Origin of the sequence: Puia sp. (assembly GCF_035546395.1) — a bacterium.
Lineage (GTDB): Bacteria > Bacteroidota > Bacteroidia > Chitinophagales > Chitinophagaceae > Puia.
Map to the genome: position 1 here is coordinate 444,587 of NZ_DASZXR010000014.1, position 25,663 is coordinate 470,249.

Sequence of the window (25,663 nt, forward strand, 5' to 3'; positions counted from 1 at the left end):
AAAAAGGGGCCGTCCACCCCGAAAAATAGACGGCCCTTTTTTTTATATCCATTTTAGTTGTTCCCGCCGGTTTTAACGCGGCTTTCTTCATCACCCGCGCCACTCTGCCTTCTTCCACCCGTCCCCTTGAACGGTTTCCCGAAATTCCAGCTGAAGGTCATCGCGACCTGCCGGCTGTCCCGCAGATTCCGGAAGCTGGCTTCGGTCTGCTGGAAATTGATGTAGCCATGGACCTTGTTGGAATAGAAGAGGTCCCGGACGGCGAGCTTCAGGGAGGCTTTATCCTTGAGGATCTTCTTGGAGATGGCTGCCGACGCCTGTCCCAGGGGATCGATGATCACCTGGCCTTCCACACCCTTCGTCCGGTAGAACCCCGAGACCTCACCCGACCAGCCGTGCGGCAAGTTGAACTGGTTGTTCACATTCAAGAGGAGTGTCGTAGCATCGACATTGATATTTTCACCATATAGTAAACCGCTGAACTTATTATAATTCAAATTACTGTAAAGTATCGACGTCCACCACTTCGCGACCTTTACCTGGGCGCTGACCGCGATCCCCGCGCTCTGCCGGCTGCCGATATTCCCGTTGCGGACGATGGTCGCCTGGCCCGATTGCTGGAAAGTCTCGGAGAAGAAATCCGTCGTATAGCTGTAGTTAAGCGTCGTGTTCAGGAAATGCCGCCAGGTATGGGTCAGCTCGACATTGTTGGTATACTGCGGCCGGAGATACGGGTTACCGGCCTGGTAGGTATACTGATCGAGGAAGAACAGGAAGGGGTTCAGATCCTGGTAGGCAGGCCGGTCGATACGACGGCCGTAGTTGACGGTGAACATATTGTTCTCGTTGGCATTATAGCTGATATAGGCGGTCGGGAACAGGTTGACATAGCTGCGCGAGAACGAGCTGTCGCGGTTTATCACCGAGAGGGCGTTGCCCAGCTGATGCCCAGAGTAGTTGGTATTCTCCGCGCGGAGGCCCAGCTGCAGGCTCCATTTTTTGATTGACTTCGTCACATTGACATAGGCAGCGTTTATGTTCTCTTTGTAAAGGAAGTGGTTCGTCTTCGTGGTATCCACTTCAGGGGTATTGTTCAACAGGTTAAAGTAATTGGCGTTGTTGTCCGTGTTGACATAGCTGAGCTTGATGCCGGTCTCCAGCTTATAGCCCTTTGCCAACGGCCGGGTGTAGTCGGTCTTCAGCGTGTAGATATTGATCGTGCTGGGAAGGTTACCGGTGAGGATCGTCTCACCCAGCTTGCTCATGTCAGAGGCGTAGGTGATGTTATCGAAATACTGATCGCTGCCGGAGCTATATCGGACATAGTCCAGGTCGGCGGTCAATTCCCTTCCGGCCGAATCGAAGTTATGGCGGAAGTTGAGGTTGACGCTACCGTTCTTCCAGGTCGTTTTGTTGGTGCTGGGCGAGTAGACGACGGAATCCAGTACATATTTTGGGTCCAGCAGGCTGATGTTGCTGGAGCTGACATTGTTCTCCTTGTTTTGGAAACCGCTGACGACAAAGCCGATCGTTGTTTTGTCCGTCAGGTAGTAGTCCATGCCGAGCTTTAGGTTCATCGAAGGGTTGGTAAAATGCATCTCGGTCTCCTGCGAGAAGATGGAGTTGACGAACTTGGTGCCTTCATCGAGATACTTGCGGTTGATCGACAAATGCTGGAACCCTTCCCAATGAGCGTAACCCGCGTTCAGGAAAAAGTTGGCCTTGCCGTCGCGGTAGTTGAGGTTGAGACTGCCGCTGGGTTTCGGGTATACCCCCTGGGTATGCGTCAGGTTGAGGTTCCCGTTGAACCCTTTCAATTTGTTCTTCTTGGTCTTGATATTGATGATCCCCGAGTTGCCGGCGGCGTCGTATTTCGCAGAGGGATTCGTCATCAGTTCGATCTGGTCGATGGCCGAAGCGGGCAGGCTGCGCAGGTAGCTGGCCAGCTGGGTGGCGGAGAGATAGGTAGGCTTGTTATCGATCATGATCGTCACCCCCTGTTTTCCTTTCAGGCTGATGTTATCGTCCTTGTCGAGCGTCACGCCCGGTGATTTCTCCAACACATCCATGGCGGTGGAGCCGGCGTTGGAGGGTGAGGCGTCGACATTGACGACCATGCGATCCGCCTTCTGTTCCAGGAAGGGACGGCGGGCGACGACCGCGAATTCTTTGAGGCTCGTGGTGGCCGAGGTCAGCACCAACGGGGGCAGGTTACGGGTGGCCCCCTCTTTGGTCAGGGTGATGGAGGGAGAATAAAGGGTATTGAATCCGACCGAGGTGGCCATGACCAGGTATTTACCGGCAGGGACATGGTCGAATCTGAACTGGCCGGTCTTGTTGGTGGCCGTTGATCTTAGTTTGGCCGAATCGGCGGCGTTCAAAAGTGTAATGGTGGCTGATTCAATGGGTTGCCCTTTTGCATCGCGGGCGGTGCCGGCGAGTTTTCCGGTCATCTGAGCCATGGACGGCAGCGAACAGAAGAGGACGAAGGTCGCTAAAAGGACCGTAGTGTTTCTCATAAACGAAGCATTGTATATTAAGTACTATTTTTTAGTTATTACAATACAAAGATTGGTACTTTGCATAACATAGTATATTGCTTTATGTGTGAAAGGCCGATTCCGGTGATGGCTTGTTCCTTTCCGTGATGATTGGGATGGTTCCTGTTGGACGAGAGCAAAACTACCGGCGGGCCTGGGGATCGGGAATTTTACTTGACGCAGGTGCCGTTTTTAGTGACATATGGACAATCGCGCAAGTAGGACGCGGGATGATATGCGGAGGTTACGCGTTGCTGAGGATTCATGATAAGGGGATGAATTTCCGGACGAAAGGCGGCCGGGTCATCTGGCTGCGCCGACCTCGGCCCAGCCACACCGGGACATTCCGCTCGGCGCCGGCAGCCCGCCTATTGCAGGTTGTCATTCCACCTGGGTGCCCGTGGCGGCCGCCGGCGGCGTCCCCCGACGCTTGAGATTGAAATAGATCAGCGCCCCCGTAATCACAAGGCCAAAAGAGATCAGCTCGGCCTGGGTGGGATGGAAACCGAAGATATTATAAGTGGAATTGACTCGGATATGTTCGATGAGAAAACGCTCGATACCATTGAGGATCAAATAGATACCAAACAGAGTACCCGGAACGCGGAGCCGCTTGCGAAGACTCCACAGAATAAAGAAAAGGATCCCGCAGACAAGCGTTTCGTAGATCGGGGTAGGAAACACCGGTATCGGCAGCTGGCTGCAATACTGACCATTACAGTCGGCAATGCGTACCCCCTCTCCTATCACATTATGGGGATAGGAATAGGCAAAGAGCCAATCGGGTAGAAAGGATGGCGCCTTCACGGTCAGATGGGGTACTTTGTCGAGGCTGCCGAACTGGGAAACATACATGGCGCTGTTCTGTTGAAGGGTCTTCATCAGGTCCACATGATCGGTCAAAACAGGTTTTCCCGAAGCGGAAGTGATATACGCGCTATTCAGGATGCCCCAGTCACCGTCGCCCGAGACCTGGCAGCCGATACGGCCCACCGAATACGCCAGCATGAGCCCCGGCGCAGCGGCATCGTTGAGATGCCAGAACCCGATCCCATTCTTACGGGCATAATACCAGATTGCGAGGGCAGCGCAGATCAGGCCGCCATAGAAGGTTAAACCACTGAAGGAGAACAGTGAACCCATCGGATCACGGACAAAATCATCCCAGGTTTCCAGGCTATTGAAGATCTTGGCCCCGGCAAACCCGAATATAAAGGCGTAAATGGTCAGGTCCCCCACCCGGTCGTGCGGCCAGATCCGCACCTTCTTTTCCTGCGGCTGAGGGAGCTTCTGCTTGTTCTTTTCATAAAATTTAAGGCCGGCCAGCAGCGCGCCGCCGACAATTCCCGCCGGCAAGCTGCCCTGCAGGGACAATAGGTATTCCTGCACATTGGCCGTAAGCGCGCTGTCGGCCGTAAAGAGCCCGACAAGCTTGAAACCAAGGATGAATCCCAACAAGAAATTAAGGCTCAGTTCAGAGGGCGTGGCCGGCTTGCCGATCAACACCAACTGCTCGCGATAATGCAACAACCCTTCCCGCTCTTTGCGCATCAGCTCCTTTGTGAGCGTAACGGCGGCGGCGATAAAGGAAAGGGCGACAAAGAAGCCGAAGCTATTGATAAACCGTAGAACAGGTAGCGAAATTCCGAACAGATCCTTAATTGCAAAATAAAGGTTGGGATACATAGCGCAAACATAGGTTTTTATTGCCGAATTGCCGCAGCCTAAGCAAGTTATAAGGGATCATCGAATTTTTTCCAAAAATAGTTTATCCACACATACTAAGACTTGTTGATTGCCGTTCCACATCAATGTTCCACGGGGAACACTTTTCCCGCAAAATTCCCGCCCTTTCTACATTACGTTGATTATCCACAGATGTGAATTTCGCCGGTAAATAAAGGAGGATTTTTGTCGCTATCCACATTGACAACCTGGACCCAGGGCCAAAAATAAAAAGGCCCGTCCGAAGAAGCGGACGGGCCTGTTATTACTATAAAAGCCTCGCCTGTCGGAAAAAGTAGGCGAGGCTTTTCATTATGTCCGGCAAGAGGTCGTTGCCGGGGGAAACTAAGATCAGCAATACTCTTCAAAAGCCGCGATCAGGTTGTGCGCGATCAACTGAGCGGGACGGCCTTCGATCTGATGCCGCTCGATCATATGCACCAGCTTTCCGTCCTTGAACAGGGCGATCGCCGGCGAGGATGGCGGGTAAGGCAACAGGTGCTCCCGGATCTTGTTGACAGCATCGACGTCGAAGCCGGCGAAGCTGGTCGTGAGATAATCGGGCTTCTTGGCGCTGTTGGCGACGGCCATCAGCACACCCGGCCGGGCCATTCCGGCGGCGCAGCCGCAAACGGAATTGACCACCACCAGGGTCGTACCGGTCTTGGCCAGCTGCGTGTCGACTTCATTGGAGTCGAGCAATTCCTGGAACCCGTTATCGGTGAGTTCCTCCTTCATGGGTTCTACTATTTCCCTTGGATACATTGTAGTCTTGTTATTGATGATTGAATACTTAGAAAACACAAAAGTAAGTAAAAAGTTCAATGCAAAAATGTCATCGGCGTTGCCATTAGCGTGCTATTCTGTCACTGCCGTTGGCCGCCAATCGGTCAAAACTTCGCTAAAAACCGGCTTTTGACGGGATGGTATGCGGTTTGAAACATACCGGGAGTAAATCAAACAAAACGGACCGCGGGTCCGTTGGCCGCAAGGCCCATCATTAGCCGATTCGGCGCCGAGGCTAATGTTGATTGAAGCCGAAGGCGCCAAAACCAAATAAAAAAAACTCAAATACGGACTAACTATGACACTCGTAAAAGTAAACAACAACGGACACAAGAGCCTTTCGAGCTTTGTAGATGAATTCTTCCAGGGTTTCCCTGCCGGCTACAGCCGCGAAGAAAGCTACTTTCCCCCGGTGAACATCCACGAAACGGCTGACGCCTACCACCTGGAGCTGAGCGCCCCCGGTCGCAACAAGGAAGACTTCAAGCTCTCTGTCGACAATGGTCAGCTGACCGTCGCTTTCGAAAAGAAGGAAGAAAAGACGACCGAAGAATACAAGACCATCCGCAAAGAATTTTCCTTCAAGAGCTTTAAGCGCAGCTTCAACCTCGACGAGCGGGTCGATGCCAACGGCATCCAGGCCAAGTACGAAAATGGCGTCCTGAAGCTCCTCCTTCCCAAGAAGGAACAGGTTAAGGAAAGCGCCAAACAGATTTCTGTTCAATAAGCAGGTTTTAGCGTTTCATAAGCAATTGGTTGGTTTTGGTTGAATAAAAGCGGCCTGGCCCTTATGGGCCGGGCCTTTTAATTTGAGGCCCGAAGGCCTTTTTCTTGCATAAATCCGGGGCCGGGAGCTCGTTTTTTGCCCGTATTTAGACGATAAGTTTTAATTTCGAGCCCTAAAGTCGCAGGAAGCGGCTCGCAAAAAAACCATTTTCTCCAAGAATATGATGAAACCTGCGCTCGTATTAAGGCTTTGGCTATTCTTCTCGGTTGGGCTCTTGGTTGGTTTGAAAGGTCTTGCTCAGAATCCCGGGTTTCGCATCCCGCTGCAGCTATCCGACACCAGCAGGCGGTATGACGACTCTGTCCTGCGGATCAAGAACATGAACCCGTACTTCAACGTACATGTCGACTCCACCCTCTCCTACCAGTTCGAGATCAACCGGGATCCCAGCAGGTATTATTTCTTTCTTCGGAACGCACCGGTGGGCCTCAAGGTGAAGGAGAACGGCCTGCTCACCTTCCGGGCAGACAAATCCTACTTTCTCTCAGGAAGGTTAAAATACGATTTCGAATATCATGTCACCATCGGCGTCCAGAACCTGAACGACCCGAAGGATAAGATCGACACCAGCTTTGTGGTCAGCTTTTTCACCACCGAGATCATTCCTTCCCATGTAAAACCGACCGTCAGCAGCGTGCTATACGTCGATGAGGGCGACACCATCAGCTTCCGGGTGCAATGCGAGACGGGGACTTACCCGATCGAAAACATCAACTTCTACTCGAGCACCCCGATCAAGACCAACTCCCTGATCAAGGGCTGCAACGACAATTTCACCTGGAGCCCGCCCTACGATTTCGTCAAGGAAGGGGATTCGGGCAAACAAAGGCTGGTCAACCTCTATTTTGTCGGGACCAACAAGGTGTTCATGCGGGACACGGCCGTCATCAAGATCTATGTAAAGGATGCGCTGAACTACCCTTATATGGTGGAACAGTATAATAATACGGTCAAGACCATGCGGACCTACATCCTCCAGCTGAAATACGCTTTCTTCCAGTTGGATAAACGGGTCAAGCACACCAACCATACCCGAACGGGCTTCGATATGACGACGGCCACCACCGCGCTCGGGGGAACCATTGCAACCAGTTCGGGGAATCCGACCACCGGCGCCATCCTGCCCAGCGTCGGCGTGGCCATGGTGCCCGTGAAGGAAACGGTCGCCCCGCCCCAGACGGCCGAGCAGAACCAGGCGAGCCTGGTCCGCAGCAGCATCAAACGGCTGGACTATACCATGCACGACAACGCGCTGCTGGGCGATAAAGACCCCGATATCACCAAAAAGATCAATAATCTCAAGACGGAGCTCAAGCAGACCCAGGTCCAGCTGATCGACGTGCCGCTGGAAGACACCAGCGGAATGACCGAAGAGCAGCTGAACGCCTACTTCGACAACCCAAAAGTCAATAAGAAATACCGGATGAGACGGGTGCCTTCCAAATAACCGATCATAGGTTATTTGGTACGCGTATCGATCAGGTATTGGATCTTCCAAACCCCGTTTACCCGCACCAACTGGAAAGAGTCGACCCCTTTGTGGGAGTATTTACCTTTATAATAGAATTCGTACGGCGCCCAAACGATGGCCAGCGGCCCGTCGATGCGAACGACATCGAACCGGATCCGTTCATCGGCGTCGCCGGGCGTCATTTTACCGACGATATCGGCAAAAGCGCTCACTTTCTCGGTCAGAATGCCGCCTTTGGGGGTGATCGTCTGAAGAATAGCGCTGTCGGCAAAAGAACCGCCGGTCATCGCCGCATCCGAATTCTTCATACCGGTAAACAGAACATTGACCGCGGCTTTTACGGAATCTTCGGTTGAAGATTGCGCGGACACGCGCATCGCCGCCAGTCCAAAGGCCAGCGCCAGCAGGAGAGTGTATCTCATAAAAGCAGATTTAATTACATGTAACCCAAGATTTTGAGCATGCTTTGGGCGGTCTGTTCCTTCGCATAGACCCAGTCGGTCAGCTTTCCATTCTTATCATGCCCCACGATGACATGCTTTGGCGAGGGGATCAGGCAGTGCTTGATGCCGCCATAACCGCTGATCTGGTCCTGGTAGGCTCCGGTATGGAAGAAGCCCACATACAGCGGTTCCCCATTGACGATCTTGGGCAGGAACACTTCGTTGATATGCTCCTCGGAATCATAATAGTCATGACTGTCGCAGGTGATGCCGCCAAGGACGACGCGCTGGTATTCCACATCCCATTTATTGACGGGAAGCATCAGGAAGCGTTCGCCGATGCCCCAGGTGTCAGGGAGGGTCGTGATAAAGGAAGAGTCGATCATATACCAGATCTCGCGATCGTTCTGCATTTTCTGGCCGATGACACTGTAGATATGCGCCATGCTCTCTCCCACCGTATAGCTGCCGAACTCGGTGAAAATATTGGGCATGGGCACATTGCTCTTCTTACAGGCCTTTTTGATATTACCTACGATCTCATTGATCATGAACTGGTAATCATATTCGAAGCCGAGGGAGTGCTTGATGGGGAAGCCGCCGCCGATATTGATGGAATCCAGCTCGGGGCAGATCTTTTTCAGCTGGCAGTAGAGGTTGATCACCTTGTTCAGCTCCGACCAGTAGTAGATATCGTCCTTGATGCCCTTGTTGAGGAAGATATGGAGCATCTTGAGCTGGAACCGGTCCTCATTACCCTCGATCTTGTCCACATAGAACTCGAGGACGTCACGCGCCCGGAAGCCCAGTCGGGAGGTATAGAACGGGAAGGTCGGCTCTTCTTCCGCAGCGACCCGGATACCCAGCTTGAACGGCACCTTTACGCTGCGTTTGTACTGCTGCAGCTCATCCTTATTGTCGAGGATGGGAATGACATTCTTGAACCCGCTGTTCAGCAGGCCGGCAATACGGCTGGTATAGCTCTTCTGCTTATACCCGTTGCAGATGATAAAGGTATCCTTGGTGATCTTTTTGCGCTCGTAGAGCTTTTTGATGATCTCAATATCGTAAGCATATGAAGTCTCCAGGTGGATATCGTGCTTCAGGGCCTCTTCGACGATAAAAGAGAAGTGGGAGCTCTTGGTACAATAACAATAATGGTACTTGCCTTCGTAGCGATGCCGTTTCATAGCCGCGGCGAACATCTTCTTCGCCTTGTTGATCTGCATGCCGATCTTGGGGAGATAGGTAAGCTTCATCGGCGTCCCGTACTTGTCGATCAACGCTTTCAGATCCAGGCCATTAAATTGAAGGTAGTTATCCTTTACTTCGAACCCTTCCTGGGGGAAGTTAAAGGTCTGCGTCACCAGGTCGGTGTACGTATTGTTCATTGAATTGTCCAGGTTATTGCGCTATTAAGTGGTTAACAAAAAAAAAGACGCCCCTGCAAAGGGGCGTCGAAGATAATCATTTTTTTTATTTCACTAAAGCGACGAGCTTCTTGAACGTCTCCGGTTCATTCATGGCCAGGTCGGCGAGGATCTTGCGATCGAGGCCGATACCTTTTGTCGCCAGCTTGTGAATGAACTGCGAGTAGGTCAACCCTTCCGCGCGCACGGCGGCATTGATACGGGCGATCCACAGCGTGCGGTATTCCCTTTTCTTCAATTTCCGGCCGACATAACGATACTGAAGACCCTTCTCCAGCACGTTCTTGGCAACGGTATATACATTCTTCCTTTTTCCGTAGAATCCTTTCGCTTCTTTCAAAATGCGTTTCCTGCGAGCCCGGGAAGCGACGGCGTTTACTGAACGTGGCATATCTAACTTACTTTAAAGAATTAATAATTAATTGACCTTCGGCGGACCCATATCCCGCCCCATGGCCCGCTTACTTGAGCCGCAGCAGGCGCTTTACGAAATCCGTATGGGAAGGGCTGACAAGACCTTTCTTGGCCATGTTGCGCTTGCGTTTCTTGGATTTCTTGGTGAGGATGTGACGTTTGAAGGACTTCTGGTAAGTGATCTCGCCGGTGCCGGTTACTTTGAACCGCTTCTTGGCACTCGAGTTCGTTTTGACCTTTGGCATTTTGAATGCTTTTGAGTGTTACCCGGATGGCGGCCCCGCACAGGCGGGACACTTATGGAGCCGGTTGGGCAATTAGCCTTCCTTTCGAAAGGAGTGCAAAGGTATAAAAAAAACCGCTATTGAGCGGTTTTTCCCATTTCTTTCTTTTTTTGAGCCAAAGGCTACGTAGTAGCCTTCTTTTTTTGAGCCAAAGGCTACGTAGTAGCCTTCTTTTTTTGAGATTTCGGGGCCCAAATGGCCAGCATCCGCTTACCCTCCATCTTCGGCATACCTTCCAGCACACCCGCATCATTGAGCCGCTCGGCAAACTTCAGAAGCAGCAGCTCGCCCCGTTCCTTGAATTGAATGGCGCGACCCTTGAACTGAACATAAGCCTTTACCTTATTCCCTTCCTTCAGGAACTTCTCGGCATGTTTCGCCTTGAAGTCGAAATCATGGTCGTCGGTATTGGGCGTGAAGCGGATCTCCTTCACTTCGGAGGTCTTGCTCTTGGCCTTTTGCTCCTTTTCCTTCTTCTTCTTCTCGTATAAGAATTTATTATAATCAATGATCTTACAAACAGGAGGATCGGCCGTCGGCGAGATCTCAACCAGGTCCAGCTGTTGTTCCTGGGCCATTTTCAGGGCTTCCTGGGTGGAATAGACGCCTACCTCTACATTGTCTCCGACCAGTCGTACCTGCGGCACTCTGATCATATGATTGGTACGATGTTCTTGTTGTTGTTCCTTTCTAAAACGTGGATTGAAATTCCCGCGTGGGGTTCTCGGTGGAAATGGCGGCATTTACAGTTTTTAAGTTCAACTTCCTTCCCTGACGGAAGCTGCTAATTTTTCTCTTTTTCAAAAATACGCCCTCAGGGATTCGGGGCGCGTTCAATTATCTCTTTTCGGACCTCGGCAATGAACTCTTCAATACCTTTCGTTCCCAGATCACCTTTTCCCTGGCGACGAACGGCTACTTTGTTCTCGCTCATCTCTTTTTCCCCAACGACCAGCATGTAGGGAACCCGGGCCAATTCCGTATCCCGGATCTTCTTCCCGATCTTCTCGCTCCGGTCGTCGACTTCAACACGAATATCCGCATTTTTCAGCAGAATCGAAAGATTTTGGGCATATTCCAGCGACTTATCCGTGATCGGTAAAACCTTTACCTGCAAAGGTGCAAGCCACACCGGAAACTTCCCTGCATAATGCTCCAAAAGGAAGCCGATGAACCGTTCATGGGTACCAAGGGGGGCACGGTGGATGATCAGCGGGGTCTCCATTTGGTTGTCCTTGTTGGTAAATTCCAACTTGAATCTCCGGCCCTGGGCGAAATCCACCTGGTTCGTCGCCAGGGTGAATTCGCGGCCGATAGTGCTATATATCTGGACGTCGATCTTCGGCCCATAGAAGGCGCCTTCGCCGGGCACCTCTACATATGGAGTATTCGTTCTGATCAGCACATCCCGTACCAAATCTTCTGTCTCCTTCCATAATTCCGGCTCGTCGATGTACTTCTGGCCCAGTTTCGCCGGATCGTGTGTGCTGAACCGCATCACGTATTTATCAACTCCAAATATCTTGAAGTACTTGAGATACATCTCGTTAACCGCCTTGAACTCGTCGAAGAACTGCTCCCGGGTGCAGTAAATATGCGCATCGTTCATGTGCAGGGCCCGCACCCGCATCAGGCCAAAAAGTTCACCGCTCTGCTCGTAGCGATAGCAGGTGCCATATTCGGCCAGACGATATGGCAGGTCCTTATACGATTTCTGCTCGGCCCCAAAGATCTTGTGGTGATGCGGGCAGTTCATTGACTTAAGGTAATACTTCTCACCCTCCAGCTCCATCGGTGGAAACATGCTGTCCTGGTAATAGGGCAGGTGACCGCTGGTGATGTACAACGACTCCTTGGCGATATTCGGAGTGACGACGCGCTTATAACCGGCTTTTAACTCGGTCTCTTTGGCCAGTTTTTCCAGCTCTTCGATGATCACCGCGCCGTTGGGCATCCAAAGGACGAGTCCGGGCCCCACCTGTTCGTCGAAGGTGAAGATACCCAATTCCTTTCCCAGCTTGCGGTGATCGCGCTTCTTGGCCTCTTCGATCATCGCCAGGTATTCGTCCAGTTCCTTTTGCGAGGGGAAAGTAACGCCATAGACACGCGTCAGCTGTTTGTTCTTCTCATCGCCCTTCCAAAAGGCCCCGGCGATATTGGTGAGGCGGATCGCCTTGATGAAGGAAGTGTTTGGAATATGCGGCCCGCGGCAGAGATCGGTAAAATTCCCCTGGGTATAAAAGGTGATCTGGCCGTCCTGCAGGTTCTCCAGCAGGTCCAGTTTATATTCATCTCCCTTATCCGCAAAATATTTGATCGCTTCCGCCTTACTGATCTCCTTACGGCGATATTCCTCGTTCTGTTTGGCCAGTTCGGCCATTTTCGCTTCCAGTTTCCGGAGATCCTCGTCGCCGATATGCCGGCCACCCAGGTCCATATCATAATAGAAGCCGCCGCTTTCGAGCGCCGGGCCGACCCAAAACTTCACGCCGGGATAAAGCGCTTCTACCGCTTCGGCCATCAGGTGCGCCGAAGAATGCCAGAAAGTGGATTTTCCGTCCGTGTCCGTCCAGGTCAGCAGCTTGAGCGTGGCATCCGTCGTGATGGGCCGGGTGGCGTCCCATACCTGCCCGTTTACATTTGCGGCCAATACTTTCTTCGCCAGTCCTTCGCTGATGGATTTGGCGATTGCCAATGCTGTGACGCCGCTCTCATACTCTCTGACGGCGCCGTCCGGAAAAGTGATCTTGATCATAAGGGTGCAAATTTAATCATTTCCACAAATGGTACGAGTTGCAATGAATTATTTACATAATTTGCCATATGCGGAGTTTTTTCTGGCTGTTATTGTGTATACTTCCCATTGCATCGCAGGCTCAGGACGTCACGGGGATCTGGCAGGGCCATTTCCGCTCGGCCGGCAGCACTACGATGCGAAATTCGGTATTTGATGACCGTTATAGATTCGAAGTGCAGATCGCCCAAAACGGAAAGGTCCTGGAAGGCGTAACCTATTCCTATCTCTCCACTTTTTTTTACGGCAAAGCTGCCGCGGCGGGCACCGTCAACGTGAGAACCGCCAAGGTGCTGCTACAGGAAGGCAAGCTGCTGGAATGCCGCAACAGCATGGGCGACGTCTGTATCATGACCTGCTTCCTGCAGTATTCGAAGTCCGGCGACGAAGAATTCCTGGAAGGCACCTATACGAGCATGAATGTGCGCGACTCGAGCAACTGCGGCCGCGGTACCGTCTTTCTCCATAAGGTGCCCATATCGGACTTCTATACGGAGCCCTTTGTAGCCAAAAGGGAAAAGGAGATCGCCGGGAACAAGCCCGCGGCCCCCGCGAAGCCGAACCTCAGCGCCGCCCCACTGCACAAACCGGCGACGCCGCACGCCACGGCAAAGAATACTCCGGCCACTCCAAAGGACCGGACCGGCGCAAAACCCGATCGGCCCGCCACTGCACGGACAAAGCCGCCGGCGCACCCGCCGGCCACTGCGCGAGCCACACCGCCAAATCCCTCGGCGCCGCCGCCGGTTGTAAGGCCCACACCCGAAAAGAACCCGCGGCCGATGGCAAAAGTGGATATGCCGAAACAATCGCTGCATACCGATATCGACAGCGGCGGCACGGGCATGGGAAAGAGATTCCCGACCATCGCGCCGCGGGTCTTGCAGGATCGCCAGAACCAGGTGGTCAAGACCATTACGGTCCATACCAACGAGATCACCCTGAACATCTATGACGACGGCGCAATCGACCACGACACGGTCTCGGTATACGTCGACAACCGGCAGGTGATCAACCACGCAATGCTCACCGACCGGCCGCTGATCGTAACGATCCATCTCGACGAGAACAGCGACTATCACGAAGTGGTCATGGTGGCCGAGAACGAAGGCGAGATCCCTCCCAATACTTCGCTGATGATCGTAAAGGCCGGGGACAAGGAGTATGAGGTCCGGATCACCTCCACCGAACAGAAAAATGCGGTCGTCAAATTTCAATACGTGAAATAAACCCCATGCGCCCCCAATCCCCTTTGATCCCCCTTCTCCTGCTTACCTTATCGGGCCTTTGCGCGAACGCGGAAGACGATCCTGGAGGCATCTGGAAGGGAACGCTCACCCAGGGACCGGGAGGCTGCTATCCCAACTATTTTCTCGAACTGCAGATCACCCTCGCGGGCGACCGGATCACGGGCAAGGCCTACGACTATTACGACAAGACCCACTATGTGAAGATGAGCTTCACCGGCCGCTATAACGCCCAGACACACCGGATGGTGCTCATCGAGGACCGCGTGCTGGAAGCGAATATCCCTACCGACTGCCAGCCCTGCGTCAAGACGTACGATCTGAATTATGCCCGCAACGGAACGCTCGAAGAGCTGAACGGAGACTGGAAAGGCGTGTACTCGGACAAGAAGCTCGTCTGTCCGCCGGGAAAGATCAGGCTCCGGAAAGCGGCACTCTCCGATTTCCCCGTGGACGTGGAGCAAAGCGACACGCTGGCCGGCGTCCAGGCCGCACTGCATTTGCAACCCCGGGAAAAAGAGGTGGTAAAAACGCTGACGGTGAAAAGTTCGTCCATTAAGATCGACCTTTATGATAACGCGGAGATCGATCACGACACGGTCACCGTGCTGGTGAACAACAAAGTCTTGCTTTACCGCCGGATGCTGACCGATCGCCCGCTGACGGTAACTTTCAATGCCTTTGCCAACCTCCCATACGAAGTAGTGATGTATGCCGACAATCTCGGCGATATCCCGCCGAATACCGCGCTGATGATGATTACCGCCGGCGACCAGAAATTCGAGGTCTTTCTTTCCTCCACGGAAACCAAAAGCGCGGCGGTTAGGATCGTTTATAGGCCTTAATGGGTCGGGAACGAATCCACCAGCTCCCCGCAATGCAGCATTTTAGCCTTGTAAGTCGGATGCTTGTTCCCCAAATAGGGATTTATCACCGTCGAAGTATTGCTAAGCCAGTAGGCCGGGATGCTGTCGCTGAACGCCATGGGGCATTTGATATGATAGATCTCACCCTGGTCATACCGGACGGTCCGAAGCAGGTTGTACAGCTCTTCGGTCATCAGGTCGAAGGAATGTCGCCGGGCTTCGATGCCCGTTTCCCCGGCAAACCCCTTGGCGTCGCCGCTGAGGCTGGCCGCCAGGCTCCTGGCTGTGAGGAGGATACCGCTGTCGGCCTTGATCAACTGGACCGGCAGGCTGTCGGCCCTGGCAGACAGCGCATAAGCCGCCTGGTCGGCCTTCAGGGTGTCCCAATCGACGAGCGCGTCCCGAACGGCATAATAGCTATTGAGCATAACGGCAAACGAATCGTTAAAAGCGCCGGTGGTCCTGGCAATGGCAAGGGGCTTGTCGGCCGGTTCCGAAGGGCGCACGGGCTTATCCGAGAGCAGCTTCCAGGCGAGAAAGCCCGCCGCAAGGAAAACAATGGCCAACAGGATGAACTTCTTCATTGATCGGATTTTGACGCAAGGTACGGATTTAGTTAAATTTGCACCCATGTTAGCAGGACTGCAGAACGTAACTTTTGAATTCGGGGCCCGGGTCATCGTGAAAGACGCCACCTGGCATATCCAACCCAACGAACGCATCGGATTGATCGGCTATAACGGAACGGGAAAATCCACCCTATTGAAACTATTCGCCGGCGACTATACGCCCTCCGAGGGCACCGTAGAGCGCAGCCGGAGTACGACCATCGGGTATCTTCACCAGGACCTCCTGAGCTTCGACACCAATGGCTCCATCCTCGAAGTGGCCATGACGGCCTTCGAACGGGTCCTCCAGTTGGAAAAAGAGATCGAGGAACTCGGCAAACAGCTCGAAAAAGATCATGAGAATAACGATCTGTTGATCAAGTATACCGATGCCCTCCATGAAATGGATACGCTGGACGGCTATACGATCCACCACCGGACGGAAGAGATCCTGCAGGGATTGGGTTTCGCGAATTCCGATCTGCAGCGACCCTTCCGGGAATTCAGCGGGGGCTGGCGGATGCGCGTCTTGCTGGCCAAGATGATCCTGCAAAAGCCGGACCTGCTGTTGCTGGACGAACCGACCAACCATATGGACCTTCCCTCCATCGAATGGCTGGAGAAATATTTGCAACATTACCAGGGTTCGGTCGTGATCGTCAGCCACGACAAGTATTTTCTCAACCGGATGGTAACGAAGATCGTAGAGCTGTACCAGAAAGAACTCCATATCTATAACGGCAACTACAGCTTCTACGAGACGGAGAAAGTGCAGCGCGTGGAGTTACAGCAGCGGGCCTTCGAGAACCAGCAGGACTATATCCGGCAACAGGAGCGCTTTATCGAGCGGTTCAAAGCGAAGGCCAGCAAAGCCGCCGCCGCACAGAGCGCCATGAAACGGCTGGAGAAGATCGACCGCATCGAGGATGTCGAGATCGAACGCCCCAATATCAAGATCAATTTCCGGGTGGACAAGACACCGGGACGAGTCCTGGCCACCCTGAAGAACGCCACCAAACATTTCGGGTCCATCGATATCGTGGACAATGCCTTCGCCGAGATCGACCGCGGTGACAAGATCGCCCTCATCGGGGCCAACGGGAAGGGAAAGTCGACGGTCCTGCGGATGATCGCCGGGACCGAACCCTTCGAAGGCGAACGCGTCTGGGGACATAATGTCGAAGAGAGTTTTTACGCCCAGCACCAGCTGGAAGCGCTGGACGTCAACAATACCCTGCTGGAAGAGATGCAGCTCTGCGGAAGTCAGAAGACCGACCTCGAGCTGCGGGTTCTGCTCGGCTGTTTCCTGTTCAGTGGCGACGACGTCGACAAAAAGATCAAGGTGCTCAGCGGCGGCGAGAAGGCCCGGGTCGCACTGGCCAAGACCATCGTGAGCAAGGCCAATTTCCTGTTGTTGGACGAACCGACCAACCACCTCGATATGCATTCCTGCGATCTGCTGATCGAGGCATTGAACCGCTATGAAGGCAGCTTCCTGCTGGTGAGCCACGACCGGTATTTCATCTCGAAGACGGCCAATAAGATTTGGGAGATCGAAGATCACCAGATCCGGGAGTTCAAAGGCACCTATGAGGAATGGGTGGACTGGAAGGAACGGAACGTGGCGGCCAAAGCAGCGCAGGCGCAAGCCCCTGCACCGGCTCCCGCACCTGTCAAATCCGCACCTCCCCCGGCTCCCGTAAATAAGGAAGCAAAAAAGGAATTGCAGAAACAACAGCGCCTTTTCCAGGAGCTCGAGCAGAAGATCGCCAAATTAAACACCCAGAAGGACGCATTGGAAGCATCCCTGGCCGATCCGGCTACGTATTCAGATAAAAATAAATTTGTCAAAGCCGAATCGGACTATAAAAAGACAAGCGAGGAATTGGACAAGGCCAACCGTCAATACGAGCAGGTCTTCGATGCCATCGTCGAGCTGGAAAAGGCACTTTGAAACCTCCCTCATGAAACATTGGTCGCTCATCGCCATCCTGCTGCTGTCCTACGGTTGGGCGCACGCCCAGCCGGGTCCGAGACCAAAGATCGGAGTGGTGCTCAGCGGCGGCGGGGCCAAGGGCCTCGCGCATATCGGCATCCTGAAGGCGATTGATTCAGCCGGGTTGAAAGTCGACTATATAACAGGCACCAGCATGGGCAGCATCATCGGCGCCCTCTACGCGATCGGCTATTCGGCGGACTCCATCGAGAAGATATCCCGCCGGATCGACTGGGGACTGCTCCTCTCCAACCAGTCCAGCATGCGAAGCATGATCATGGACGAAAAGGACGAGTACGGCCGGTATGACGTCGAGCTGCCCTGGGTGAACCACGCCTTCCGCCTGGCTACCGGCGTCATCGAAGGCCAGGAGCTGTGGCTGAAATTCTCCGAGCTGTTCCGCCCGGTGTATAAGATCAAGGACTTTTCCCAATTCTCCATCCCCTTTAAATGCATTGCCACGGATGTCTCGACGGGCGAAGCCGTGGTGCTGGACACCGGCGAGATCGTGTCGGCGATCCGCGCAAGCATGGCCATCCCTTCCGTCTTCACCGCGGTGGAGTACGGTCATCAGAAGCTGGTCGACGGCGGCGTGGTCCGCAACTTCCCCGTGAAGGACGTCCGGGAGATGGGCGCCAATATCGTCATCGGGGATAACGTGGCGGGACCCCTGCGAAAGCCGGAGCAGGTGACCAACGCCCTGCAGGTGCTGTTGCAGGTGGCCTTCTTCCGCGAGGCGGCGGACACCCGGACGCAGATCCCCCTGTGTGATATATACGTCCACCAGCCGCTGGAAAAATTCACGATGGGCAATTTCAGCGATGCCGACGAGATCATCGCCGATGGAATAGCCGAGGGCCGGCGGCTCTATCCCCGCCTTAAGGCGCTGGCGGACTCGCTCAACGCCATCTATGGCCCGCAGGAAGGGGTCAGGAACCGGCTGCCGGCCGTGCATCCCATCAAGATCTCCTCCTACGAAGTAAAGGGGCTGAAGAATACCAGCCAGGGTTTCTTCATCCAAAGCATGGACCTGCAGACCAACCATTACTATACCGCGGACAACCTCGCGCGGATGGTTCGGCGGGCCTTCGGAACCCGTTATTATAACCGGATCAACTATGCATTGGAACCGCTGCCCGACAGCACCGCCCGGATCGACTTCGATGTATCGGAAAATCCGCTGACCTTTGCCAAGCTTGGGCTCAACTACAACCAGTTCAGCGGCATCAGCGCCATCCTCAACCTCACCAGCCGGAACTTCTTTACACCTACCTCGCGTAGCCTCGTCACGATGAACCTCGGGCAAAACTTCCGGATCCGCGCCGAACACCTTCAATATTTCAGCCGCCGCGCCAATTTCTCCTTCACCATCGGCCCACAATTGGATCAATTCAAGATCACAACCTACAACACTGCCTACAAGGAGGCAGGTCTCTACAACCAAAGCTACTTCCGTGGGGACGGCCATTTCGGCTATTCCACCAACCGGGACCTCACTGTCGGGCTGGGCAGCCGATGGGAATATATCGACTACGATCCCTCCATCACGTCGAGCCTCGACTTCAAGGGGAATAACAGTTTCGTCACCAGCTATTTCTTCATCCGCAGCAATACGCTGGACCGCCCTTTCTACCCGCGACGGGGCCTGAAGTTCGATATCGAGGCCGATCATGTCTTCGAGCAGACGCCGAATATCCATACTTTCGGGTCCAGCGTCGTCCGCAGCGATACCAGCTTCTCCTCGCACCCTTACCAGCGGTTCCTGGTCGGGTATGACCAATACGTCCCGCTGGCCGGTCGGTACACGCTGCAGGTGCACCTGCAGGGCGGGCTCAATCTTCATTACCATAGCAATGTCATGAACGAGTTCAGCATCGGGGGGCTGACGGAGCAGTTCCATAACCAGGTGACCTTCGCCGGGCTTCGCGAAGGCGCCTTTTATTCGGCTAGCATCGCCGGCGGCGGACTGGCGCTGCGTTACCAGCTATATAACAATGTGATGCTCACAGGACGCGCCAACATCCTCTTCAATAACTTTTTGTACAAGAGCAACTTCTTCTCCACACCCGACTTCCTGTCGGGCTATGCGCTGACCTTTACCTATCATTTTGCGCTGGGCCCGCTGGAGCTCAGCGCTATGTATTCCGACCAGTCAAGGGAGGTCATCGGGTATATTAATATCGGGATTCCGTTCTAAGGCTTTGAACCGCAATTTTATTCCCGGGACTTTATAAAATCGCTTACGATATAGCTCATCAGCTTTCCGCTGGACGGGTTGGAGCAACCGTTGCCCACGCAGACCGCGCCTTCGCAGACGTGGAGGTAGGCTATCTTCGAGTCGATCGCGGCAAAAGTGACGTATTGGCGGGCATGCAGGGGGGTGAGCCCCGAAGGAGGGAGGCCCGCGCCCGGCAGGTGGGCGACGGCGTCGAGGTCCAGCTCGAGACCGATATAATTATCGTCCGTAAAACCTGTGGCGTGCGCAACGGCCTGGGGGAATGTCCTTTTTTCAAGCACGAAGATGTCCTCGTAGGTGATACAGTCGACAAAGGGATTGTTAAGGATATCGGACCAGACATTCTGCGGGAGATGGTTCTCATGCACCCCGACAACGCAATATTTCACGAGGTATCCATCTTCTTCGGCATACCGGAAAGGATTGCCGCTGTGACGGCCATCCGCCGGGCTGAATTCAGGCTGGGCGTCGAGGTTGATCGCATTGATCTGGGCCAGGGGCGTCAGGCCGGCTTTCTGTAATCCCTTTGCCGCCCCTTTTATCAGCGGATAAGCATTGTTATGGCCTCCGCCGATCACGATGGGTATCTTTCCCGCGGCGGTGATGATCCGGATCACGGGTTCAACCGCTTCGTCGATGGACTGCACGGCATGACGATAGGCCATCAGCTTTTCCTCGCTGCCGGCAGCGTAGGTCTCGATGAGGGTCGACAGGTCGCTGAAATCGAAATACCCAAGCGCGAGGACATTCGCGCCGGTCAAAAAATCATTGCTTTCGATGTTGAAAAAGCTTCTCAGGAAATAGTTCCAGGCGGTCTCGCCGCCGCCAAGCCCCTCCATGGCGCGGATGCCGATGTCTTCCGGGATGCCCAGCAATACATATTCGGCGGGCGACTTTTCGATCGAAGCCTGTATATTGGCCGGGTCCGCCGCCACCAGCACCACCTCTCCCAGCCGGGTCTCAAATCTGCGGATCTTTGTATAGGACAGGACATCCGATTTGCTGAAGACCCTTAACTGTGGCATGGCGTTGATTTTCCCTCTGAATATACGAAGAATTTGGGGTAGCGCCTCAGGACCCGATCTTTCCATCTACGATCTTGAGTATCTCCGCTTCAGCGCGCAACGTCTCCTGCTGGATGCTGGTGCCTTTTGCGATCACATCCGCCACATACTGTTTATCCTCATACCCCGCCGCATTGATCCTTACGTTCAAAAAGGCCCCCAGCACGGCTGCCCGGGCGCAGAGCGCTCCGACGCCGGCATCGGAAACCGAATTGGGGTTGCCGGTTTCGGCCATGGCCCTGATCAGAGCCATGCTCCCTGCCGCGACTTCCATGACCCGGAACGGAACTTCAATCGCCATCTTTGTCGCCTGCTGGATCGCTGCTGTCCGGGCGGCCTTTTCTTCCGGCGTCGCTTTGGGCAGGCCGAAGGCGGCCATAATAGCGTTGAAGGCGCGGGTATCGGCGTCGACCAGGCGCATCAGCTCGTCCTTGTATTTTTGGCCTTTGTCCGCCCAGTCGCTGAACTCCTTCCAGCGGCTGTCCCAGCCCTTCTTATGAGAAGAGAGATTGGCCACCATCGTCGCCAGGGAAGCCCCGAGGGCGCCGACATACGCGGAGACCGAGCCGCCGCCGGGCGCCGGGCTCTCGCTGGCCGTCTCGTCGGCGAAATCGTTCAACGGCATGCGCACGAGGCGTTCGTTGGAGGCATCGCGCAGCAGGTATTCGATGATCCGCTCTTCCGGTTTAAAAGGGCCGAGCTCGTCGAGCCCCATCGAGAGGATGGCGATACGGATCAGCTCCTTTTCGCTGACGCCGGTGCTGCGCTGCTGTTTTTCGAGGAAATAGCGGCCGGCATCCAGCATGGATTGCAGCGGGATGAGCCCCACCAGTTCGCTGCCCGTAACCCGGAGTCCGCGTTCGGCGGCCTTGCGGCATACCTCGTCAAAGGCGATATGCACCGGCGTGACGCGGATATTGGTCAGGTTCATGGAGATCTGCGCCATGCCGTACTCTTCGATGTACCAGCCGATGGCCTTTACGGATTTGAGGGTACCGGGTACCTGGGTCGATTTTTCGCCTTCCTTCACGGTCCGGCCTGCCTCGCGGACGTCAAAGGCAACGGCGTTGGCGCGGCGGGTAGAAGTAGTATTCAGATTGACATTATAGGCGACCAGGAAATCCCGGGCTCCGATGACCGTGCCGCCGCGGCGGGCGTCGAATTCGGCCGGGCCGAAGTCCGGCTTCCACTCGGGGAGCTTGATCTTCTTGAAGAAACCTTCATATTCACCGGCGCGGATGACCGAGAGGTTATCGCGCCGTTTGTCGGTCTGCGCGGCCTCGTAGAGGTACACCGGGATCTGCAGCTCCTCGCCCACCCTTTTGGCGAGACGTTGCGCCCAAACGGCCGTCTCCTCCATCGTAATGCCCGCAATGGGGATCAGCGGACATACATCGGTCGCGCCCATGCGCGGATGTTCGCCGGTATGGTTGCGCATGTCGATCAGCTCGCCCGCCTTTTTGATCGCCAGGAAGGCCGCGTCGATGACGGCCTGCGGGTGGCCGACGAAGGTGACGACGGTACGGTTCGTGGCCTTGCCGGGGTCGACATTCAGGAGCCGGACGCCGGGAACGGCTTCGATCCCGGTCGTGATCTGTTTTATCGTTTCGGGGTTACGTCCTTCGCTGAAGTTCGGCACGCATTCGATGATGGGATCCATACTATTCTTTTATTAATGGCAATCGCTATAAGCGGCGGCAATATAGCAAAAAGTCGTTTAATGTTCTTCGCCGACCGGACCGATCGGTTCGGACCGCCGCCGCGGGCGGATAAAATCCAGCGGGGCGCTTTTGAAATAGCGCCAGAGGATACCAAGGAACTCGGGATACTCGTGCAGCCGGATGCCGCGGCTGCGAACCGCCACAATGAAAGCAAGCGAGAAACTCGAAAGAAAATTGAAGAAGCCGATGCCGAGCACGCCGGCGATAACGGCGGCAAGGTAGCGCGGATGATCCAGGATGGCAGGGCCGAATCCATAGACGCCCAGCGAGGTATTACCCGCGGAGATAGTGATATGGCGGATATCGAAATGGATACCGAAGATCTCGCCGAAGAAGCCGGCCATCCCGAGAAAAAAGCCGAGGCAGATATTGCCGGCGAGGGCGCCGGCATGTTTCTCCACATAGTCGGCAACCCGCTTCAGCCGCTTCGCGGGCATCGAGAGGCGGAGAATGGGATGCGTCTGCAAGCGGCGGCTGATGTGACCGTACCGGATCTTGTTCTGAACATAGCCGGCGATGATGCCGCTGAGGAAGAGGAAGACGCCGGTATTGCAGGCATACAGCAGCGAGAGGCTGTGCCAGGGATGCTGGTCTTCGAGCATCTTCAGGGCGGCGGCGCCCTCCACGAGCTTGCGGCCGGATATTTCTTCATAGCACCAGGCGATAAGCCAGCCGCCGGGGAAAACGATCAGCAGATTGCCCACAAAGGAAGCGATCTGGCTCCGGCTCACCTTGGCCACGGTGACCGCCAGGTTGTAGAGATTGGGCTGATGGGTGTTCTTCCGCGTATCCAGCGAGCCGGCGACCGCACTGGCAGTGAACGCGGGCTGCTTGGTCGCAAGCGTGGTATGGGTCTCTTCGATAAGGATAAATCCCAGGCTATAGTTGATGCTATAGGCGAAGCCATGCCAGAAAATGGCCATGGGTATCCTGGTGAGCAGGTTCTTGATCAGCACAACCCCGCAGATCCAGGCCCCGCCGCCCATCGCGCTACGGAGCATCGCGCGGTATTCCGGCCAGGTGGAGGTGATGTACTTGTCGCCCTTGGCGCCCTTGTGCTCGGCGATCTGGTAAGCGAGATAGCCCATCGACTGGGACATAAATTCGAAGATGCTGTTCTTGCGGTTCTCATTGCGGATCAGCATCCGGAAGAAGTCGACGAATTTCCCCGTGTCCATCTGCTGATCTTCATCCAGCAGATCGAGCAGGATCGTCATCCGCTCGAGCCGGTTTGTCAACAGGAGCAGCATATAGGTTTGATGTAGGCTGGCGCCATGTTCGGTGTGATTTTCCCGGATATGTTCGATGCATTCATGGCACCAGCCGATCTGCTCTTTGATCTCCATAGCCGCATCACTCCCCTCCTCCAACCGACGAACAAGATAACTCTGAGCGACAAAGGGGTTCTCCTCCCGATATTGTTCCGGGATATAATTCAGCACGTCTTTTTCGAGCCCCAGCTGCGCCACCTGGAAAGAAAGCGTGTTGAGCGAAAGCAGCAGTTGGCGAAGGATGCGGCGGTCGTCGATATGCAGCGAAAGCCCGAGGCATTCGAAGAAGGCGATCCAGCCGGCCCGCGGGATATCCTCCACCCAGGTGTAATCGCGGTTGCGGAAGAAAACGCGGTTGAGCACGTACAGGAAATCATTCTCCGGCTGCAGGGGCGGCAGCAGCTTGTGCCGGAGCCGGCCGAACAGTTCCTGCCAGAAGCCGCGGGCGAGCGGCATCCCGCTTTCCATCAGGGCCGGGGAAAGGTCGGTGCGAACCAGCTGTGAGAGGACGGCATGCTGAAGACAACTCAGCACGATCGGCCGTTGGCGGAGAATAGCCGTAACGGCAGTCAGATTTTCAGCCGCATTGCGATGTCCCCGATGCGGCCGGACGACGGCAAAGAAAGACACGAGGAAATCCAGTCCCGCCTCGCTGTCGCCGATGGAAAGCACGGTACTGCGTCCGGAGACGGTCTCGATAAAATCAGGTTTCGTCTTTTTCTTAGCCAATAAACTCTCCTTTTATCATAACCCGGTCGATCAAATTCGAACCAAAAGCATAGGGCAGATACGCCAGCGAAGGCACAGGCTTGGTGACAAGGAGGTTGGCGATCTTGCCGACGGCGATACTTCCAAGGCTCTCGCCCAGCGACATCGCGCAGGCCCCATTAAGCGTAGCGGCATTGATCGCCTCTTCCGGCAGCATGCGCATCCCGGTGCAGGCCATCGCCACCACGAGGTTCATATTTCCGCTCGGCGAAGAACCTGGGTTGAAGTCGGAAGCCAGCGCGATCGCACAGCCCGCGTCGATCAGCGCGCGGGCGGGCTGGAAAGGCATGCGTAAAAAAAAGGCCGCTGTAGGTAGCAGCGTGCCGATGGTCGGCGAAGCCGCGAGGACCCGGATGGCTGCGTCGTCCATCGTTTCCAGGTGATCGACGGACAAGGCCCCGAGTCCAACGCCCGCCTCCACCCCACCCGACAAATGCAATTGATTCGCGTGGATCTTGGGTTGCAGCCCGACGGCTAGCCCCGCGCGAACGATCATCCCGGTCTCCGGAACACTGAAGAATCCCTCCTCGCAGAATACGTCGATATAGTCGGCCAGGCCTTCGGCAGCGATCGCCGGCAGCATCTCGCGGATGATCAGGTCGATGTACCCGGCATGGTCCTGCCGGTAGGCCTCGGGATAGGCATGGGCGCCGAGAAAGGTCGCCTTGATCGAAAGGGAAGACCGCTCTTTGAGCCGTTTGATCACCCGCAGCATCTTCAGCTCTCCTTCTACCGTGAGTCCATAGCCGCTCTTTATCTCGATGGCGCCGGTGCCCAACCGGGAGAGCTCTTCCAGCCGCTGCCAGGCGGTGGTAAACAGCCGGTCTTCGGAGGTGTCGGCCAGCCGCCGGGCGGAGTGGAGGATGCCGCCGCCCTTTGCATTGATCTCCGCATAGCTGAGCCCCTTGATCTTGTCGATGAATTCCGATTCGCGGCTGCCGGCGAAGACGAGATGGGTGTGGCTGTCGCACCAGGCGGGAAGAACAGAACAGCCCGTGGCGTCAAACCCCTCCGAAGTCCCCGTCAGCAGGGCCAGGTCGGGGGGCAGCGCCCGCATAGGTCCAAAAGCTGCGATGCGGTCGCCTTCGATATGTATCCAGGAATTATCTATAACGGGTAGTTGGGCGAGATCCGCGCCGCGTAACGGGGCTGTGTCCGCGCGGACACCCGCGAGTTGCCGGATATTGAAGATCAGCCGTGATGACATGCCGG

The 25,663-nt window shown here is 55.0% G+C and carries 20 protein-coding genes; 6 read left to right on the top strand and 14 right to left on the bottom strand.

Features of this window, described 5'->3' with window-relative positions:
* Window positions 1–53 precede the first annotated feature (53 nt).
* The 3 genes from VHE34_RS14615 to VHE34_RS14625 form a co-directional block, all read right to left on the bottom strand.
* On the bottom strand, window positions 54–2,519 hold the full coding sequence (locus tag VHE34_RS14615) for a TonB-dependent receptor (RefSeq protein WP_325589154.1): 2,466 nt from the start codon (window positions 2,517–2,519) through the stop codon (window positions 54–56).
* 402 nt (window positions 2,520–2,921) lie between these two features.
* Complete coding sequence (locus VHE34_RS14620) at window positions 2,922–4,226, bottom strand: prolipoprotein diacylglyceryl transferase (protein WP_325589156.1); 1,305 nt, start codon at window positions 4,224–4,226, stop codon at window positions 2,922–2,924.
* A 390-nt stretch (window positions 4,227–4,616) separates the two neighbouring features.
* Window positions 4,617–5,030, bottom strand: coding sequence for a BrxA/BrxB family bacilliredoxin (locus VHE34_RS14625; RefSeq protein WP_325589158.1), 414 nt, complete (start codon window positions 5,028–5,030; stop codon window positions 4,617–4,619).
* Window positions 5,031–5,349: 319 nt separating this feature from the next.
* Here VHE34_RS14625 and VHE34_RS14630 point away from each other — a divergent pair, with 319 nt between their 5' ends.
* The gene (locus tag VHE34_RS14630; RefSeq protein WP_325589160.1) at window positions 5,350–5,778 is read left to right on the top strand and encodes an Hsp20/alpha crystallin family protein; all 429 of its coding nucleotides are present in this window, start codon (window positions 5,350–5,352) and stop codon (window positions 5,776–5,778) included.
* A gap of 220 nt (window positions 5,779–5,998) precedes the next feature.
* Window positions 5,999–7,285 carry a hypothetical protein gene (locus VHE34_RS14635; protein WP_325589162.1) on the top strand — a complete coding sequence of 429 codons (1,287 nt, stop codon included), beginning with the start codon at window positions 5,999–6,001 and terminating at the stop codon, window positions 7,283–7,285.
* A gap of 11 nt (window positions 7,286–7,296) precedes the next feature.
* Here the strand turns inward: VHE34_RS14635 and VHE34_RS14640 are convergent, their stop codons facing one another.
* From VHE34_RS14640 to thrS, 6 genes are all read right to left on the bottom strand, one after another.
* On the bottom strand, window positions 7,297–7,731 hold the full coding sequence (locus VHE34_RS14640) for a nuclear transport factor 2 family protein (protein ID WP_325589165.1): 435 nt from the start codon (window positions 7,729–7,731) through the stop codon (window positions 7,297–7,299).
* Window positions 7,732–7,745: 14 nt separating this feature from the next.
* Window positions 7,746–9,143 carry an arginine decarboxylase gene (locus tag VHE34_RS14645; protein ID WP_325589167.1) on the bottom strand — a complete coding sequence of 466 codons (1,398 nt, stop codon included), beginning with the start codon at window positions 9,141–9,143 and terminating at the stop codon, window positions 7,746–7,748.
* Between the two features lie 85 nt (window positions 9,144–9,228).
* Window positions 9,229–9,573, bottom strand: coding sequence for a 50S ribosomal protein L20 (gene rplT, locus VHE34_RS14650; protein ID WP_325589169.1), 345 nt, complete (start codon window positions 9,571–9,573; stop codon window positions 9,229–9,231).
* 70 nt (window positions 9,574–9,643) lie between these two features.
* Window positions 9,644–9,841 carry a 50S ribosomal protein L35 gene (gene rpmI, locus VHE34_RS14655; RefSeq protein ID WP_325589171.1) on the bottom strand — a complete coding sequence of 66 codons (198 nt, stop codon included), beginning with the start codon at window positions 9,839–9,841 and terminating at the stop codon, window positions 9,644–9,646.
* Window positions 9,842–10,035: 194 nt separating this feature from the next.
* Entirely contained in the window at window positions 10,036–10,623 is a 588-nt protein-coding gene (gene infC, locus VHE34_RS14660) for a translation initiation factor IF-3 (RefSeq protein ID WP_325589173.1), read from the bottom strand.
* 71 nt (window positions 10,624–10,694) lie between these two features.
* Window positions 10,695–12,635, bottom strand: coding sequence for a threonine--tRNA ligase (gene thrS, locus VHE34_RS14665; RefSeq protein ID WP_325589175.1), 1,941 nt, complete (start codon window positions 12,633–12,635; stop codon window positions 10,695–10,697).
* A 68-nt stretch (window positions 12,636–12,703) separates the two neighbouring features.
* Here thrS and VHE34_RS14670 point away from each other — a divergent pair, with 68 nt between their 5' ends.
* On the top strand, window positions 12,704–13,903 hold the full coding sequence (locus tag VHE34_RS14670) for a hypothetical protein (protein WP_325589177.1): 1,200 nt from the start codon (window positions 12,704–12,706) through the stop codon (window positions 13,901–13,903).
* A gap of 5 nt (window positions 13,904–13,908) precedes the next feature.
* Window positions 13,909–14,766, top strand: a complete 858-nt coding sequence (locus VHE34_RS14675; protein ID WP_325589179.1) for a hypothetical protein — start codon at window positions 13,909–13,911, stop codon at window positions 14,764–14,766.
* On the opposite strand, the gene VHE34_RS14680 is transcribed toward VHE34_RS14675, so the two are convergent.
* Window positions 14,763–15,371 carry a DUF3347 domain-containing protein gene (locus VHE34_RS14680; protein ID WP_325589181.1) on the bottom strand — a complete coding sequence of 203 codons (609 nt, stop codon included), beginning with the start codon at window positions 15,369–15,371 and terminating at the stop codon, window positions 14,763–14,765. The two genes, VHE34_RS14675 and VHE34_RS14680, sit on opposite strands and share 4 nt — an antisense overlap.
* A 46-nt stretch (window positions 15,372–15,417) precedes the next feature.
* Here VHE34_RS14680 and abc-f point away from each other — a divergent pair, with 46 nt between their 5' ends.
* Together abc-f and VHE34_RS14690 are read left to right on the top strand one after the other, a co-directional pair.
* Window positions 15,418–17,349, top strand: coding sequence for a ribosomal protection-like ABC-F family protein (abc-f, locus tag VHE34_RS14685; RefSeq protein ID WP_325589183.1), 1,932 nt, complete (start codon window positions 15,418–15,420; stop codon window positions 17,347–17,349).
* A 10-nt stretch (window positions 17,350–17,359) separates the two neighbouring features.
* Window positions 17,360–19,588, top strand: a complete 2,229-nt coding sequence (locus tag VHE34_RS14690; RefSeq protein ID WP_325589185.1) for a patatin-like phospholipase family protein — start codon at window positions 17,360–17,362, stop codon at window positions 19,586–19,588.
* Between the two features lie 17 nt (window positions 19,589–19,605).
* Here the strand turns inward: VHE34_RS14690 and VHE34_RS14695 are convergent, their stop codons facing one another.
* Genes VHE34_RS14695 through hutI form a run of 4 tightly spaced genes read right to left on the bottom strand, consistent with a single transcriptional unit; the run spans window position 19,606 to window position 25,658 of the window.
* Entirely contained in the window at window positions 19,606–20,652 is a 1,047-nt protein-coding gene (locus tag VHE34_RS14695; protein ID WP_325589187.1) for an arginase family protein, read from the bottom strand.
* A 46-nt stretch (window positions 20,653–20,698) separates the two neighbouring features.
* Window positions 20,699–22,351, bottom strand: a complete 1,653-nt coding sequence (gene ftcD, locus VHE34_RS14700) for a glutamate formimidoyltransferase (RefSeq protein ID WP_325589189.1) — start codon at window positions 22,349–22,351, stop codon at window positions 20,699–20,701.
* Between the two features lie 57 nt (window positions 22,352–22,408).
* Window positions 22,409–24,412, bottom strand: a complete 2,004-nt coding sequence (locus VHE34_RS14705) for a hypothetical protein (RefSeq protein ID WP_325589191.1) — start codon at window positions 24,410–24,412, stop codon at window positions 22,409–22,411.
* Window positions 24,405–25,658: an imidazolonepropionase gene (hutI, locus tag VHE34_RS14710; RefSeq protein ID WP_325589193.1), complete on the bottom strand. Its 1,254-nt coding sequence runs from the start codon at window positions 25,656–25,658 to the stop codon at window positions 24,405–24,407. The genes VHE34_RS14705 and hutI overlap by 8 nt, the downstream gene beginning before the upstream one ends.
* Window positions 25,659–25,663 lie beyond the last annotated feature (5 nt).